This is a genomic window from Phycisphaeraceae bacterium (assembly GCA_040222855.1).
Taxonomy (GTDB): Bacteria; Planctomycetota; Phycisphaerae; order Phycisphaerales; family Phycisphaeraceae; genus Mucisphaera.
The window spans coordinates 71,549-87,285 of sequence record JAVKCD010000025.1 but is presented as its reverse complement, the minus strand read 5'-3'; the positions used below and the strand labels follow the sequence as shown (position 1 = coordinate 87,285).

Annotated in this window: 17 protein-coding genes and 2 tRNA genes; 9 read left to right on the top strand and 10 right to left on the bottom strand. The window is 61.6% G+C overall.

The annotated features are described in order from the left end of the window. The first annotated feature begins 25 nt into the window (after positions 1-25). The 4 genes from RIG82_10265 (at position 26) to RIG82_10250 (ending at position 3,658) form a co-directional block, all read left to right on the top strand. The gene (locus RIG82_10265) at positions 26-175 is read left to right on the top strand and encodes a 50S ribosomal protein L34 (GenBank protein ID MEQ9461322.1); all 150 of its coding nucleotides are present in this window, start codon (positions 26-28) and stop codon (positions 173-175) included. Between the two features lie 179 nt (positions 176-354). Beyond that, positions 355-1,656: a phosphopyruvate hydratase gene (gene eno / locus RIG82_10260; protein MEQ9461321.1), complete on the top strand. Its 1,302-nt coding sequence runs from the start codon at positions 355-357 to the stop codon at positions 1,654-1,656. A 78-nt stretch (positions 1,657-1,734) separates the two neighbouring features. After that, on the top strand, positions 1,735-3,015 hold the full coding sequence (locus tag RIG82_10255; protein ID MEQ9461320.1) for a hypothetical protein: 1,281 nt from the start codon (positions 1,735-1,737) through the stop codon (positions 3,013-3,015). 37 nt (positions 3,016-3,052) lie between these two features. Continuing rightward, entirely contained in the window at positions 3,053-3,658 is a 606-nt protein-coding gene (locus RIG82_10250; GenBank protein MEQ9461319.1) for a nitroreductase family protein, read from the top strand. Between the two features lie 89 nt (positions 3,659-3,747). Here the strand turns inward: RIG82_10250 and RIG82_10245 are convergent, their stop codons facing one another. From RIG82_10245 to rplK, 7 genes are all read right to left on the bottom strand, one after another. Further along, positions 3,748-4,263 carry an arsenate reductase ArsC gene (locus RIG82_10245; protein MEQ9461318.1) on the bottom strand — a complete coding sequence of 172 codons (516 nt, stop codon included), beginning with the start codon at positions 4,261-4,263 and terminating at the stop codon, positions 3,748-3,750. A 133-nt stretch (positions 4,264-4,396) separates the two neighbouring features. After that, positions 4,397-6,511, bottom strand: a complete 2,115-nt coding sequence (locus RIG82_10240) for a helicase C-terminal domain-containing protein (protein ID MEQ9461317.1) — start codon at positions 6,509-6,511, stop codon at positions 4,397-4,399. A 45-nt stretch (positions 6,512-6,556) separates the two neighbouring features. Continuing rightward, positions 6,557-7,513, bottom strand: a complete 957-nt coding sequence (locus RIG82_10235; GenBank protein MEQ9461316.1) for an FkbM family methyltransferase — start codon at positions 7,511-7,513, stop codon at positions 6,557-6,559. Between the two features lie 140 nt (positions 7,514-7,653). Further along, the gene (gene rplL / locus RIG82_10230; protein ID MEQ9461315.1) at positions 7,654-8,067 is read right to left on the bottom strand and encodes a 50S ribosomal protein L7/L12; all 414 of its coding nucleotides are present in this window, start codon (positions 8,065-8,067) and stop codon (positions 7,654-7,656) included. 127 nt (positions 8,068-8,194) lie between these two features. Next, positions 8,195-8,743 (bottom strand): 50S ribosomal protein L10, encoded by a 549-nt coding sequence (gene rplJ / locus RIG82_10225; protein ID MEQ9461314.1) that lies wholly within the window; start codon positions 8,741-8,743, stop codon positions 8,195-8,197. Positions 8,744-8,777: 34 nt separating this feature from the next. Continuing rightward, complete coding sequence (gene rplA, locus RIG82_10220; GenBank protein ID MEQ9461313.1) at positions 8,778-9,458, bottom strand: 50S ribosomal protein L1; 681 nt, start codon at positions 9,456-9,458, stop codon at positions 8,778-8,780. A 114-nt stretch (positions 9,459-9,572) separates the two neighbouring features. Then, entirely contained in the window at positions 9,573-10,010 is a 438-nt protein-coding gene (rplK, locus tag RIG82_10215; GenBank protein ID MEQ9461312.1) for a 50S ribosomal protein L11, read from the bottom strand. 199 nt (positions 10,011-10,209) lie between these two features. On the opposite strand from rplK, the gene RIG82_10210 reads away from it, so the two are divergent. Both RIG82_10210 and RIG82_10205 read left to right on the top strand, forming a co-directional pair. After that, positions 10,210-10,282, top strand: a tRNA-Phe gene (locus RIG82_10210). A 93-nt stretch (positions 10,283-10,375) separates the two neighbouring features. Then, positions 10,376-10,858, top strand: a complete 483-nt coding sequence (locus RIG82_10205; GenBank protein ID MEQ9461311.1) for a hypothetical protein — start codon at positions 10,376-10,378, stop codon at positions 10,856-10,858. Positions 10,859-10,883: 25 nt separating this feature from the next. Here the strand turns inward: RIG82_10205 and RIG82_10200 are convergent, their stop codons facing one another. Together RIG82_10200 and RIG82_10195 are read right to left on the bottom strand one after the other, a co-directional pair. Then, complete coding sequence (locus RIG82_10200) at positions 10,884-11,393, bottom strand: LysM domain-containing protein (protein MEQ9461310.1); 510 nt, start codon at positions 11,391-11,393, stop codon at positions 10,884-10,886. Positions 11,394-11,513: 120 nt separating this feature from the next. Then, positions 11,514-12,113 carry a hypothetical protein gene (locus RIG82_10195; GenBank protein ID MEQ9461309.1) on the bottom strand — a complete coding sequence of 200 codons (600 nt, stop codon included), beginning with the start codon at positions 12,111-12,113 and terminating at the stop codon, positions 11,514-11,516. 415 nt (positions 12,114-12,528) lie between these two features. Between RIG82_10195 and queA the strand changes: the two genes are divergently transcribed. After that, positions 12,529-13,611, top strand: a complete 1,083-nt coding sequence (gene queA, locus RIG82_10190) for a tRNA preQ1(34) S-adenosylmethionine ribosyltransferase-isomerase QueA (GenBank protein MEQ9461308.1) — start codon at positions 12,529-12,531, stop codon at positions 13,609-13,611. Positions 13,612-13,725: 114 nt separating this feature from the next. Then, positions 13,726-14,706 carry a twin-arginine translocase subunit TatC gene (locus tag RIG82_10185; protein MEQ9461307.1) on the top strand — a complete coding sequence of 327 codons (981 nt, stop codon included), beginning with the start codon at positions 13,726-13,728 and terminating at the stop codon, positions 14,704-14,706. Here RIG82_10185 and truB read toward each other — a convergent pair. Further along, positions 14,703-15,404, bottom strand: coding sequence for a tRNA pseudouridine(55) synthase TruB (truB, locus tag RIG82_10180; GenBank protein MEQ9461306.1), 702 nt, complete (start codon positions 15,402-15,404; stop codon positions 14,703-14,705). The genes RIG82_10185 and truB overlap by 4 nt on opposite strands. Before the next feature lie 110 nt (positions 15,405-15,514). Between truB and RIG82_10175 the strand changes: the two genes are divergently transcribed. Next, positions 15,515-15,602 (top strand) — tRNA-Ser (locus tag RIG82_10175). The last annotated feature ends 135 nt before the right edge of the window (positions 15,603-15,737 follow it).

Here is a 15,737-nt window from a genome sequence, read left to right as displayed (position 1 = left end):
ACTCCAGAGAGATAGTGAGCAGACGATGACGACCCACTACCAGAAGCGCCGCAGTCGCGTCAAGCGGGCCCGCATGTGGGGCTTCCGGGCCCGGATGAAGACGAAGCTTGGTCGCAAGATGATCAACCGCAAGCGTCGAACCGGCCGCAGCGTCAACGTTCGCCACAACTTCTAAGCCGATCACAACGGCAGGACGTCTGCCTGACCCCCTCATCACGAGATGACGGGATTCGCTATTCTGCGTGGATTGCCGGAACACAAGACTTGTGACTCTGGCGATCAATCGAGCTGCTGATGAGCTCACGGTTGCCCCTGATCCCACCCCCCTTCTTACTCAGAACCAGGAGTGTTCTTATGAGCTTCGAGATCGAAGTCGTCCATGGCCGGCAGGTGATTGACTCGCGTGGCAACCCGACCGTCGAGGTTGAAGTTCTGCTGGCCGACGGCAGCCAGGGCCGAGCCATGGTGCCCAGCGGCGCGAGCACAGGAGAGAACGAAGCCGTCGAGCTGCGCGATGGCGAGAAGGATTACTACCTGGGCAAGAGCGTCGAGAAGGCCGTGGCGAACGTCAACGACGAGATCGCACCGGAGCTGATCGGGCTCGACGGTCGGGATCAGCAGTACATCGATGGCCTGATGATCGAACTCGACGGCACCGAGACCAAATCCAAGCTCGGAGCCAACGCGATCCTGGGCGTCTCGATGGCAACCGCCCATGCAGCGGCAGACGCATGCGGACTCCCGCTGTACCGCTATCTGGGTGGTGCGGGCGCTAAGACGCTGCCGGTCCCGATGCTCAACATCCTCAATGGCGGGAAGCACGCGGACAACACCGTGGACTTCCAAGAGTTCATGATCCAGCCCTGGGGCTTCGAGCGGTTTGAAGACGCCATGCGAGCCGGCGTCGAGATCTACCACAAGCTCAAGAGCGTGCTCAAGGACAAGGGCCTGTCAACAGCCGTTGGTGATGAGGGAGGATTCGCGCCGGACCTCAAGGACAACGAGGACGCGCTCAAGATCATCGAGGAGGCCGTCGACAAGGCCGGCTACAAGTGGGGCGAGCAGATCTACGTCGCGCTCGACCCGGCGACCAGCGAGCTGTGGAATGAGGCGGAGAAGGACGGCAAGAAGGGCTACAAGTTCTTCTCGTCGTCGCAGGAGATCATCTCGTCGGAGCAGATGGCCGACTTGTGGGCGAGCTGGTGCAAGAAGTATCCGATCCGCTCGATCGAAGATGGTCTCGCGGAAAACGATTGGGACGGCTGGAAGGTGTTGACCGACAAGCTGGGCGACAAAGTTCAGCTCGTGGGCGATGACCTGTTTGTCACCAACGAGAAGTTCCTGCGCAAGGGCATCGACATGGGCTGCGGTAACGCCATCCTGGTCAAGGTCAACCAGATCGGCACGCTCAGCGAGACGTTCGACGCCGTCGGATTGGCGATGCGTAGCGGCTACAACGCCGTCCTCTCCCACCGTTCCGGCGAGACCGAGGACGCCACCATCGCCGACATTGCAGTCGCCACCAACTGCGCCCAGATCAAGACCGGTGCCCCCTGCCGATCCGACCGCAACGCCAAGTACAACCAGCTCATCCGGATCGCGGAAGAGTTGGGCGATACAGCGGTCTACGGCGGACAGTTCTGGAACAAGGGCTGAGCCCAACCTATAGCCTGATTCGATCAACAGCCTCCGACTACGGTCGGAGGCTGTTTTCTTGTGGGCTATGCTGTAACCATGAAGCAGACCTGCGCCTTGATGCTGTTGGTGACTCTGATCCTAGCTGGCGACCTACTGGGCGACGCGGGGGCGTGGATTGACTACGGCTTAACCGGTGAGAACAAACCGGCAACAGCGTTAGCCACCGCTGAGGACTTCCGATTACACCTGATGAAGGTCGAGCCGGAGGACGCCGAAGCCATGCTCTGGGCTCTCGCTCAGCGGGGCGAGATCGAGGCTCAGACGCTGCTGGATATTTCGCTGCTGGCGCGGATCCCCGATCAAACGCGGGCCGCGGCGGTGCTGGCGATGACGGAGATGCCAGAGACGGCCTACCCGCAACTCCTCGCCCTGATAGCGACCGGGACGTGGGAAGATGAAGGGGTTGAGCGCCTGATGACCTGGCGGGCGATTCTGGCCCTGCCCAAGCCAGCCATGAAGCAGCCGACGATTACACCTGACAAGATGGTGCTGGCCGGCTGGTGCCAGGAGCCGGACCTGCAGCGGCCCGAGCAGTGGCCGATTTTTCTCGCTGCGGTGTCTCAGACCAGTGAGGCGCTGGCTTCGAGGCACCCGCCTGGACACGCATTGGGTGATCTCACGCGACTGGCAACGATCGAGGCGGCAGACAACTGGGGCTATCGGTTCATGGACCCCCAGCGGCCAGTGTTGGAACGCGTGCTCACGACCCGGATTGATGTGAACTTTCGGGTTGACGACATGAAGGACGCCCTCGCCTCCGATGAACCGGGCGTCGGCGAGTTGGCGCTGCTCACGGTCCAGGAACGAATGGAGTTAGCTGAACGAGCCACACTCGCCGGCGAGCTTCTCCTGAACCCTGCGACGATGCGCGCTGGCCTGCTCCTCGGGACGCTGAACGCCTGGGGCGGCGGTACACTGCCCGTCCCCGCCGACCTGCCCGAGCATCTTGATGGGTATCGACAACTCCTCCGCGCATCGAATCAGGCCCCCGTGTTACCCACCGTCGCGATGCAGTTCGCCCGACACGATCCGGAAGCGGCCCCTGCCTGTCTTCTGGTGCTGCTGGAACGTGGCTATCTCGCCGAAGCACTGGACCTCCTCTTCCCAAATGAGGGCGAGCCGGTCATCAACGTGCGTGACTGGCTGGTTGACCAGCGCGGCTGGCACATCCTGGAGAAGCATCTTCCCAATGACGCGCCGAGATTCTGGCTGTATGGCGACCCCGAGGCGCAGGCTTTTCAGTTGCGGGTGATCGACGCGTGGGTGAGGATCGAAAGGGAGCGTGGCGGTTTGGCCAAGTTCGGCGAGTTACGCTAACCTGCTCTTTTCACGGAAGTTGTAACGAGAGACACGCATGGAAAACCCGGCGCCCACGGAATACCCGATCATTGATGTCGCCAAGCGGCGTTGGAGCCCCTACGGCTTTGCGCCGAAGGTGGTCACGTCGCAAAAGATCCGCTCGCTGATAGAAGCCGCCCGGTGGGCGGCGTCGTCTTACAACGAACAACCCTGGCGGTTCATCCTCGCACCCAGGACGGACGAGCCAGCGTTTGAGAAGGCCATGGATTGCCTGATCGAAGCAAATCGCGGCTGGGCGAAGAACGCAGGACTATTGATCCTCACAGCGGTCAGCACGACGTTCACCAAGAACGGCAAGCCGAATCGAGTCGCTGAGCACGACCTCGGATTGGCGGCGGGGAATCTGTCGCTGCAGGCCACCGCGATGGGCCTCTTCGTCCACCAGATGGCAGGGATCGATCAGGACAAGGTGCGCGAGACCTACGGGGTTCCTGAAGGCTTTACGCCAATGACAGCAATCGCGGTGGGCTATGGCGCGACCCTGGATGACATGCCCGAGGAGTTTCGCCAGCGAGATGAGACCGAACGCAGCCGCAAACCATTCGACGAGTTCGTCTATGCCGATTCATGGGGCACCGCTTCGCCTTTGATGAAGGCGTAGCACGACTGACTCACTACGTAAATGGTCTGAAGAATCAACAAGCCGCCCATCATCGGGCGGCTTGTTTGTTATCTGGATGATGGCCGGTGTCAGGCTGAGACAACCTGCTGACCAACGGGCTGCTGGACCGCCCAGTTCACAAAGGACTTGGCCCAGTCGTGCAGGTCATCGCGGACCATGCGGAAGGCACCCAAGCGCCGTTCGTCATTGCCTGAAGACATGTCGGGATCGCGGAAAGGATGATGGACCATCCATCGCGCACCCTGAATCGCTGGACAATGATCACGGGCATAGTCGCAGAGAGTAATCACGAACTCGAAGGGCTCACTAATCACGCCCTCGACGGGCTTGGGCTTCTGCGTGGAGATATCCATACCGACCTCGAACATCACTTCCACGGCGAGGGGATGGAGATCATCGGGCATGAGACCAGCGCTAACGACTTCGAGTCGGTTACGGCCTAGGTGGCGCATCCAGGCTTCCATCATCTGCGAGTTGCAGCGGTTGTTACGCGAGAGCAGGAGGACGCGACGAGGCTGCTGGCCGTTGACCATACCGAATCGGGACTTGCCCGAATCGCTGCGGCTCTGGTTGCTGGCATTCATCCCGTTGTTCCGTTCACCTGCGACCATGAGTGTTCCCTATCGTCCAGCATCCCGCTGCCTGAAGGTGAATACGCAGTTGGCATGCGTTTCTTGCACGGACGCCTCTGTTTATCGGAGCATTTAAGCTGAGGGATCACCCGTACCAGGGCGCATCGAGGCTGTCTGGGAGAGATTGTGAGGCTTGGTCAAGCTGGGAAGGCTGACCAAGCCGGCGGATGGGCAGTTCGGGCAAGGCAGCGAGAAACCGGCGGCCATAAGGCTTGAGGGCGAGTCGGGCGTCGAGAACGACGACACGCCCAGAGTCTGAGCGGGTGCGAATCAGCCGGCCAAAGCCCTGTTTGAACTTGAGAACGGCTTCGGGCAGGGAGTAGTGTGCGAAAGCGGATTTGCCCTGCGCTTCGATGCGTTCCAGACGGGCTTCGACGACCGGTCGGTCCGGCGAAGCGAAAGGGAGCCGCATGATGATGACATTACGCAGGTGATCGCCGGGGACATCGACCCCCTGCCAGAAGGTGTCGGTTCCCAGAAGCACAGAGCGCCGGTCGTGGCGGAATCGAGCAAGCAGCTCGTTGCGCTCGATACCAGCCCCCTGAATCAGCATGGGCATCGAGCGGTCATCGAGGGACGAAGAGAGCCGGCGGGCAATCTCGCGTAGGTCGCGGTAGCTCGTGAAGAGCATGAAAACCCCGCCTTCGGTCGCGTCGATCTGTTCGAGAGCGGCGAGCGTCGCGGCATCGAGATAGCGCGGGTCTCGGGGTTCCGGAAGACGATCGTAGATCAGCAGCTCCGCCTGCCGGGTGTAGTCAAAAGGCGAATCGAGTCGGACGCCTTCAATGTTGCCGCAGCCAAGCCGAGTGCGGATGTGCGCGAAAGGGTCAGTCTCAGCGTTCGAGCGTGTGCCCTGCTGATCGGCAAGCGTCGCCGACGTCAGGACCACGGGCAGAGGCTTGCCATCAGAGTCGGTGGCTCCGAAGAGCAGACGTGACAGGTTCGGAGCGACCTCGATCGGTGCTGCAGACAGTCGGATCCGTGGCGAACGGCCTGACTGGCTGACCTCGATCCAGTAAACGGCATCAGTGAGCTCCTGCCCGTTCCAGATACCGATCGACCGAGCGAGCGCCTCTGCGCGGTCAGCGTAGGAGGCCAGTTCCAGACGGTCCTGCTCGTCTTCGATCGCATCGCGGACCCGCCGAATCATGGAAGCCAGGCGAGCCAGAGGATCAGATAGGACATCCTCAATGACCCCGGCTTCGCGGATGCGACCGTTGCTTCTGTCGTGGGCCCGGTGCCAGTCGAGCCAGGCATTGAAATAGTGATCGCCAGCGGCCCGAGTGAACTCGACCTGGCGAATGGCGGCCTCAAGCAGGTCAGCGTCGGCGAGCCCGTTCTGAGCCACAAGCGTCCCGCGCGAGCGACTCGGATTGAACAGTCGGTTCAGTAGAAGGATGAGTTGCCCGCGGCTGATGCCCAGACCAAAGTGCTCTGCCGCGACATCCTCGATCGTGTGGGCCTCATCAAGAACCACAGCGTCATAAGGCGGGAGAATGCCGATGCCCTGCTCTCGCAGCGCAAGGTCAGCGAAGAATAGCGCGTGGTTGACGATCAGCACGTCGGCATGAGCCATCCGCCGGCGTGCATTCTGAAAGAAGCAGGTGTTGTACGTCGGGCACCGCCGGCCGAGGCAGTCTTCCGCATCAGACTGAACATCACTCCAAACACCCGGCCGAGGGAGTTGAGGGAGGGTCGCCAGGGTGCCGTCGCCGGTTTCGTTGGACCATTCTCGGATGATTTCGAGGCTGTGAATCGACTGGTCCTCGTCAAAGAGCTGCGCCTGCCGCCCCCACGCACGCGACAGACGCCGCTGAGACAGGTAGTTGCCCCGACCTTTGACCAGCACAGCGGAGAACTCGTCAGCCACACCGGGCAGAACCGACTGGAGCAAGGGGATGTCCTTGCTGATGAGCTGCTCCTGCAGCGCGATCGTGTGCGTCGAAATCACCACTCTCTTCTTAGAGCCAACCCCCTCGTCCTGATGATCAGACATACCAAGAGCGTGGAGAACCATGGGCAGGAGATACGCAAACGACTTGCCGACGCCGGTGCCGGCTTCGACCAGCAGCGGGCGCCTTTCACGAAGGGCCGCCCAGACAGCACGGGCCATGTCGGCCTGCTGGGGACGCTCTTCGTACGCGTCCCCCAGCCGTCTCGCGATCGGGCCATCTGGGCCGAGAAGTTGGGTGGGGTCCATCGCCACGATCCGATGGTAGCGTGTCTAAGGCAGATCGGATCGGCGTCAGGCTGCCTTACCCAGACGGGCCACCTGAGTCACAGGCATGACAGGATGAAACCGTCTCTCCGCGACACTCCCCGGATGAAGCCAGAGGCTGTCGATGGTCCTGGTGGGCTGCTCATCAAGATCGAGTGGACTCGTGATGAGCCTCTGCCGTCGTTCAGAGAGAACATAGCCACGATAACCGTGCGCGACGAGGACCCGGGTGATGTCCTCGGGGCTGCTGCCAGCACTCCTCAGGCAGCATGGGTTGATCTCGCAGAGAATAGCGGGGCGATCTCGCCGAATGATCTGACTCAGCCCTTCGATCGCTCGGGGCTCGTGCCCCTCGACATCCATCTTGATGAGGCGGACTGGGGCAGGGTCGGACAGCAGGGCGTCGTCACCTCGGATCAGATTCACTTCGACTGCGTGGGTCAGCGTGCTGGCCGCTTCACCCTCAGGAAATGTGAGTGTGCTGTAGCCGGCGTGCCTGGGGGCAAAGTGAAGCGTGGCCCGCGTGGTCTTGTTCGAGAGTGCGGCCTCGTGGAGTCTGACGTGTCTGATACCGTTGAGTTCGATCTGCCGCTGGATGCGCTCGACGCAGCCAGGATGCGGCTCGAAGGCTTCAACCGATCCGTTCGCGCCAACGCGAGCAGCAGCGAGCAGCGTCAGCATCCCGTGGTTGGCCCCGATATCGACCACACGGTCGCTCGGCTCGACCAGCTGCATCATGGCGAGCTGCGTGGGGACGTCGTAGTACCTGGCAAGAAAATAGGCGGCGCGGTCCATCCAGTCGCAAGGATCAAGCACCATCCGGTAGCCGTGCCACTTACCGCGAACGATCGACTCAGAGGCATCAGCCCATGCAGGGTCAGCACCAGAGTTCGTCACTTGGAGCCAGCGAAGGAGCCGCCAGGTCCCCGGCCACTCTCGGCGGGTGTACGGCGCAATCAGACGGGCTAGCAGTGAAAACCCCATGATCCCGGTATCGGTTCAGCGGGGGACTGGGCTCTGGGAAGAGGTCCGGTAAGGCGGAGGCACACCCGTGACAAGAAAGACCCCGCGAGGCATCATCTCGCGGGGTCTTAAACTGACAGATTTGCGGGAGCGTCGAGGCCTTACTTGATCTCGATCTCGCCGCCAGCTTCCTTGATCTTCTCAGCGAGGGCGTCGGCGTCCTCCTTCGAGATCTTCTCCTTGATGGCCTTGGGAGCGCCATCAACGAGTTCCTTGGCTTCCTTGAGGCCCAGGCCGGTGGCCTCGCGGACCGCCTTGATGACCTGGATCTTCTTGTCGCCAGCGGCGGTGAGGATCACGTCGAACTCGGTCTGCTCAGCGGCGGCGGCAGCACCCTCATCACCCCCAGCGGGGCCGGCCATCATCACGGCACCACCAGCAGCGGGCTTGATGTCGTATGCCTGCTCGAGGTACTCAGCGACCTCGACGGCCTGCTTGAGCGTGAGGGCGGCGAGCTTGTCGCCAAGGTCTTTGATCTCGGCTGCGAACTCTTTAACGGCTGCTTCTTCTGACATATCGAGACTCCGTGGTTAGGCGTGCCGAGAGGCGATCGACCATCGATCATTTAAACCCTGACGGGTTCCAGTCGGCACGTGTGCCTGACAAACTTCATGCCGCAAGTGCGGCGGGTTGAACAGTGGATTACGAGGCGACCTTAGCGACCTCTCCGCCCTTCTCTTCGACGGCCTTGATGAGGCTGGCGATCGTGGTGAACGGTCCCTTGAGGGCGGCGCCAAGCGTCCCGCCTGGGCCAAGAAGAGCACCGGCGATCTTCGCGATGGCTTCCTCACGGGTCGGGTACTTGCTCAGGTCCTTCACGCCCGCCTCGTCAGCGAAGATCGAACCCTCCATGACGGCGCCCTTGAGGACGACGTAAGGGTTCTTTTTGGCGTGGTCGACGAGCGTGCGGGTGACGTTGATGATCGACTGCTCGCCGTCGATCGAGTAGACGAAAGCGCAGGAGCCGGTCAGCAGGTCGCCAACGGCTTCGAGTTCGGTTCCCTCGATGGCTTTCTTGGCAACATTGTTCTTGACGACAGTCACGCGGAGGCCGTTGTCGGCAAGGGCCTTACGCATCGCGACGGTGTCGGAGGCGTTGACGCCTCGCATATCGACGATCACCAGTCCATCGCGGTCGGAAAACTTCGCCTTGTAGCTCTCGGCGATCATGGTCTTAACGGGCTTGCTCATGGTCTTGTTCCTCGGTCGTGGTCCTTGGCTCGGATCAGGCGTGGGCCACGACGACGCTGGGCGTCATGGTCGCGGAGAGGGCGATCTTCTTGACATACACGCCCTTGGTGGAGGACGGCTTGAGTTTCTCGATGGTGGCGATGAAGTGCTCGGCGTTCTCAACGAGCTTGGTCGGCTCGAAGGAGTGCTTGCCGATGATGGCGTGAACATTGCCGCCAGCGTCGTTGCGGAACTCGACCTTACCCGCAGCAAAATCACGGACAGCATCAACCACCTTGGGGGTCACAGTCTCGTTCTTGGGTGACGGCATCAGGCCCTTCGGACCGAGCTGGCGACCGAGCTTGGCGACCACACGCATCATGTCCGGCGAGGCGATGGCGACGTCAAACTCAAGCCAGCCGCCCTCGATCTTCTTGACCAGGTCATCAGCGCCGGCTTCGACAGCACCAGCGGCCTTGGCATCATCAACGAGATCAGCAGAGCAGAAGGCGATGACTCGCTTAGAGGCACCGATGCCGTGGGGCAGCGAGACAGAGCCACGAATGAGCTGGTCGGCCTGCTTGGCGTCGATGCCGAGGTGCATGACGATCTCGACGGACTGATCGAACTTGGCGGCCTTGAAAGCCTTGACCCGGTTCACGGCCTCGACGAGGGCGACGGGTTCCTGGCTGGCTTTCTCGATGTCAGATCGGTAACGCTTGCCTTGGTGAGGCATGGTGGAGTCCTTTCGATGGTCTGGCAACTGCCAAACGATCTCCCACGGATTAGAGCGGCGTGACGCGTGCCGGCCGCGGGCTCGTGGTGGGCCCTTGTATGGGTTGTCGGCTCATCAGGCAGCCGGAGCTTCCTCGATCTCGACGCCCATCGACCGAGCCGTGCCCGCGATGGTTCGCTTGACAGCCTCGATGGAGTGGCCGGTCATCTCGACGCCTTTTTCTTCAGCGACCGCCGTGAGCTGCTCTTGAGTAAGCTTGCCGACTTTGTTCTTGTTGGGTTCACCCGATCCCTTAGGGAGCTTAAGGATGGACTTGATCAGCTCAGCCGCTGGCGGGGCCTTGATCTCGAACTCGAAGCTCCGGTCGCTGTAAACCGTAATCACACAGCCAACGACCTTGCCCTGCATCGGGGCAGTGCGCTCATTAAACTGCTGGATGAACTGACCGGGGTTGACGCCATTCTGCCCGAGTGCCGGACCGATAGGCGGCGCGGGGGTTGCCTGACCGGCGGGAGCCTGGATTTTGAATACCTTGGTGACGGTCTTGGCCATGTCACAGTCCTGTCGTAGAAGGTCATGCGCGGCCCATGGACGGGCTACAGCGAGCCAAGCAGAATATCCCGGGCAGCTGCTGGATGCAAACGGTGAAGGCCTCGGCTCGGGCAGCCGATGGAAGCTGAGCACGCCATCGGTCGATTGACTTTGACCGGGCGGGCATTAGATTAAGCCTCCCGCCAGCAGGCGGCCAGCAGGCCAGGTAGCTCAGTTGGTAGAGCACGGCATTGAAAATGCCGGTGTCCCCGGTTCAAGTCCGGGTCTGGCCATTCCCCCCCTCCCCCCCGTTACCCCCCCCTCCACGCATGAGCACCGCCACAGTCAGCCTCCTCTAGAGAAGACTTCAGGATCAGAGGTGTTCTATGTCTGGAGATGGCACCAAGGCTCAGCGACTGCTGTTCCTGTGCACGGGCAACTACTACCGCAGCCGCTTCGCCGAGGCGTGGTTCAATCATCTGGCCAAGCACCACGGACTCAGCTGGCACGCGGGATCGCGCGCACTCGGATTGGATGAGAACCCCACGCTCGCAGGACCGATGGCCGAGTCGGCCAGGGCGAAGCTGCAATCGCTGGGCGTCGAGAAGATCGCAGCACGATTACCGATTCAAGTCGTTGAGTCTGAGTTGGCGAACGCGTCGCTGGTGATCGCCATCAAGCAAGCGGAGCACCGACATCGCTTGGCCGCCAAGCATCCGGGCTGGGAAGACCGAGTGCGCTACTGGCACGTCCATGATGTGGATCGAGCAACACCCACTGTCGCACTGGCGGAGCTTGAAACCGCCGTGTGTGAACTCATCGATGAACTGACGAGTAGCCCGATGCCGCCCGAGTCGGCGCAGGCTTAGACACCAGACTGACCCGGGCCTTGCTTCACTCCGGCAGAATCAAGACCTGACCAATCGCCAGCTTCGCGGGATCAATGCCGGGATTGGCATCAGCGATCTCCTGCCATCGGAGCCCGGAGCCGAGTTCTCTCTCAGCGATCTTCCAGAGCGAGTCGCCCTTCTTGATCTCGTAGCTGCGCAGCGTGGGCAACACAGGCACAGCGGCTGGTCCAGGTGCAGGAGCGGGGACGACAACGACGGGTACCAGCTGCGCCGAAACCGGCACCTCGCCCGATGTCACGCCAGCCCGTGGCGGGGGAGGCGGACCGGGTTCTACGAAATCAGGCTCAACCATCACCGCAGCGTCGGAGGCTGAATCTTCGACGCCCACCTGGCTCATGGTTGATACCGAAGTTGCTGGCGGTGGCGGCGCAACCTGCGGCATCTCTTTCGGCTGGACACGGCAGCCTGCGGCGGACAAGGCAAGGGAGAGACCGAACAACGTCAGAGTCGCGGGTCCGGCGATTTCACGATGAATAGTTGCTGATCGAGTCATGGGTGTTCCTTCGTCCTGAAGCCCTTGAACGGCTGGGGTCATCCTGACGCCATGCGTCATCCCCAACTCTCATCACGGGATTCTGGCCGAAAGCACGCCAAGGTTCAATCCGGACAACCCTCATGAGTTCCCCGTGGCCTCATCCTCGTCGTCCGTGGGGTGCCCCAGATGCTGTTCGATCGCCTCAACAATCTCACGCGTGGGGTCACGCTCGTACTTCCAGTCGTCGAGAAGAATCTTGCCCGAGGCCCCCGAATCATCCTGATACTTCAGGTACGCAATGCCTTTCTTCCACCTCGTCTTATCAAGGTCCGTGATCTGCGACCACGTCGCCGAGCGATTCCCGTGCGCCCGGACGCCATGATCATCAACCTCAACCCACCACCCACCACAGGTTACAGCCCGGAAGGCAAAAATCAGACCCAGCGGGCCCGTGATCGCCAGCATGATGTATTGGGTGTAGATGTCGAAGTTGGTGCGGTTCTTGATCTTCGCGACATCAGGAGCCAAGTCGTTGGCCAAAGCGTGGTCTGGCCAACGGGTGTTCCAGTCCTCCGGATACTGCTCCTTGAACTCCTGAAGCGCAGCATACTCATCCGCCTGAGCAGGGTAAGCGTAAAAACCATCGTAGGCACAGTAGAGGGCCCAGCCGATGCACGCCAGACCAATAATGATCAGACGCCAGCGGTATCCGGAACTGACTTTTGCCTTAGCTGACATGTGCTGTTGACCCTCTCTTGGGTGCCTCCCGGAACCGGGTGGCGGTGTCTGAGCTATTGCCCACGATCGTGTTTCTCGACAGTTCCGCACCAGTTTCGCCAGAAGTGGCGCGCAAGCAACCGGCCCAGCGGATGGTTTCGCAGCATCGAGAAACCGCCCTCGGATACTTTCCTGGTTGGGATTCTGGGAGCAGCAACCCGCCCACGCATCGCTTCGCCAAGGAAATAACTCGTTTCAGCAATCATCCGATCCCGGATCGGGCCAAGGTCCTTGGGGCCACGGGGCATGCGTCCTGGCTTCATGGTCTCGGGTCCTGATCCTTGATCCGAGCCGGCCATCGCCGCTGACGACCCGCTACTTTTCCAGCCCGAAGTATAGGGGATCGCTGCCGGGATCTCCCGTAGAGTCTGACATTATGCGGACCCAGGCCCTGCACTTTGACTTGCCCGATGACCGGATCGCCCAGCGCCCCGCCGAGCCCAGAGACTCAGCACGACTCATGGTCATCCGTCGGCAGCACCACCGCGTCGAGCACCACCGCGTCCGCGACCTCCCGGACCTCGGCGTCCTCGGGCCAGGCGACCTCATGGTCGTCAACGACACCAAAGTCCTCCCCGCACTTATCCGCGGCATCCGCAGCGGCACCGGCGGAACCGTCAAAGGCCTCTACCTCGGCATCGACGATCGCGGCCTCTGGCAAGTCATGCTCGAAACGCGCGGCAAACTCCAGACCGGCGAGATCATCGAACTCCACGATCAACAGGCGCAGCCCGTCCTGCGCCTACAACTCGAAACACACCTGCAAGCAGGCAACTGGCTCGCACGCCCCGATCGCGATGACGATCCCGCCCAAGTGCTCGCCACGATCGGTTCCATGCCCCTGCCTCCCTACATCCGAAAAGCTCGAAAACACGCCGGACTCGCGGAGGTCGAGGACGCCGATGCCCATCGATACAACACCGTCTACGCCGACCAAGGCGGGTCCGCAGCCGCACCCACCGCAGGCCTCCACCTAACACCCGAACTCCTCAACCGACTCAATACAGTCGGCATCCGTATCGCACGGGTCACCCTCCACGTCGGACTGGGAACCTTCGCACCAGTACGATCCGAACGACTCGAAGACCACACCCTCCACAGTGAACGCATCGAAGTCTCCCCCTCCACCATCGCCGAGATCGAACGCACCCGCGCCCAAGGCAAACGCATCCTCGCCGTCGGAACAACCTCGGTACGCACCCTCGAATCATTACCCGAACCGCTGCCCCACGATGGCTATCGCGGCGCAACCGACCTCTTCATTCATCCCGATAGCGGGTTCAGCTTCCGCTACACCGACCTGCTGATGACCAACTTCCACCTCCCCGGATCAACCCTCCTCGCACTCGTGGCATCACTCCCAGGAGTCGGCATCGACAACCTGCTCAACTGGTACGGCCAGGCCATCGAAGACCACTACCGTTTTTATAGCTACGGCGACGCCATGCTCCTCGCCTGATCGGCGGGCCTGCCGCAATGCCGCTTACAATCCCGGCTCATGCCGTCTGCCACCCCCCCACCCCCGCCGACCTTACCAATGGATCAACCCGATTCCGGTCCAACACCGGGCGAGATGAGTCTCGGCGAACACCTCGAAGAACTCCGCAAACGCATCATGCTCTCCCTCATCGGCATCGCCGTCGCCGCCGTCCTCACCTTCACCTTCGGCTTCGATCTCATCGCATGGCTCGCCAAACCACTCCTCCAGACCCAGGAAGCCCTCGGCTACCCACCCCAGGTCTATGCCTTCGATCCCACCGCCGGATTCACCTCCGTCTACCTCCGCGTCTCCCTGATCGCAGCAGCCATCCTGGCGTCTCCTTGGATCCTCTACCAAGGCTGGCGCTTCATCGCGACCGGACTCTACCCCCACGAACGACGGGTCATCCACATTCTCGCGCCCTTCAGCTCAGTGATGGTCGCGCTCGGCGTCCTGTTCACATACCACATCCTCCTGCCCGTGTGCCTCCTCTTCTTCCTCGGCTGGGCCCAGGCCTACCCGCCGATCGAACCGGGCGAGCGCGGCTTCATGCTCCAACTCATGCTCGGCACTTCGACAGCAACGGTCGAGACAAACGACTCGATGCAAGACGCCGGCACAACGACCGCGCTCAACCTGCCGGTCTACTCAGAAGACCCCGAGTCGCCCGCCGAAGGCGACATCTGGATCAACACATCCCTAAGCAGCATCCGCGCCTACTTCGACGGCCAGGTCCACGCGATCATGGCACGCCAACCCAGCATGCTCCAACCCATGCCCGAGCTGGGACAGTTCGTCGGCTTCGCCGCCTTCATGGGCCTCGGCATCGTCATCGCTTTCCAGTTGCCCGTCGCCATGCTCGTCATCGGCTGGGCAGGCATGCTCGACCCGGACTGGATCGCACAGTTCCGCAAACACGCAGCCCTCGCCGTCTTGCTCGCCTCCGCCGTCCTGACACCCACCGACCTGCTGAGCATGTTCGTCCTCTCGATCCCCCTCTACTTGCTCTTTGAGTTTGGCCTGCTGCTCATGCGAATGGCCTACAAGGGACCGGCTTTCCCCGATGACACCTAAGCCACAGGCGCAGGCAGCAGATCACCGGGATTGATCGCCCGCTCACACCGCCCCATCGTCACCGCATCGTCAACCCGATACGGCCCAATCGCCGTCCGTCGAAGCGACGCCAGGTGCCCCCCCGTCTTGAGCACCTGCCCCAGATCACGCGCCAGCGACCGGATGTAAACCCCCTTGCCACAATCAATCCGCAGCCGAGCAACTGGCCATTCATACTGCTCGATCTCAATCGCGTCGATCCGAACAACCCGACTCTTTAGCTCAACCGACGCCCCGGCACGAGCAAGCTTGTACGCACGCTGCCCATCGACATGCACCGCCGAATACGCCGGCGGAGTCTGTTCAACCTCACCCACAAAGCCCTCACAGGCCGCCCGCACCTCCTCCAGCGACGGCACCCGATCAACCACCACAACTTCATGCGCCCCCTCTCGGTCGTCGGTCTCCGTAAATGCCGTCAGGTCCACCTCCGCCACATACTGCTTCGCCAACCCCATCAGCCGATCCACCGTCCGCGTCGCCCTCCCCACACAAGCAATCAGAAGGCCCGTCGCCAGCGGGTCCAGCGTCCCCGCATGACCGGTCCGAACCTTGCCCGGCCCCTTCCCCTTAACCCTCGCCCCCGCCGCCGCCAAACCGACACGCAGCACCCGAAGGGCCTGCATCGAGGTGATCCCAAGCGGCTTATCAATCAGCATCAAGCCGTCGTAGACCAAGACCCCAACAGGTTTTAGATGTTCAACAGGTTGAGTTGGACGCTCGCCCACGATCGTCTACGATAACCGGTTCGACGCCGTCGACCCCCTTTGGAGAGGTGACCGAGCGGCTGAAGGTGCAGCATTGGAAATGCTGTGTACGGCTTGTCCGTACCGCGGGTTCGAATCCCGCCCTCTCCGCTTATCTTAAGTCTATATTTAACAAGCACTTACAATCATGAGTATCGCCGATAACACGGGGTATTCCGTTTCTCCGAACTACGCTTCGGGCCATTTGTGTCCAATCCGCCGCGAGATCGCCCGAGTGTCTCTCAG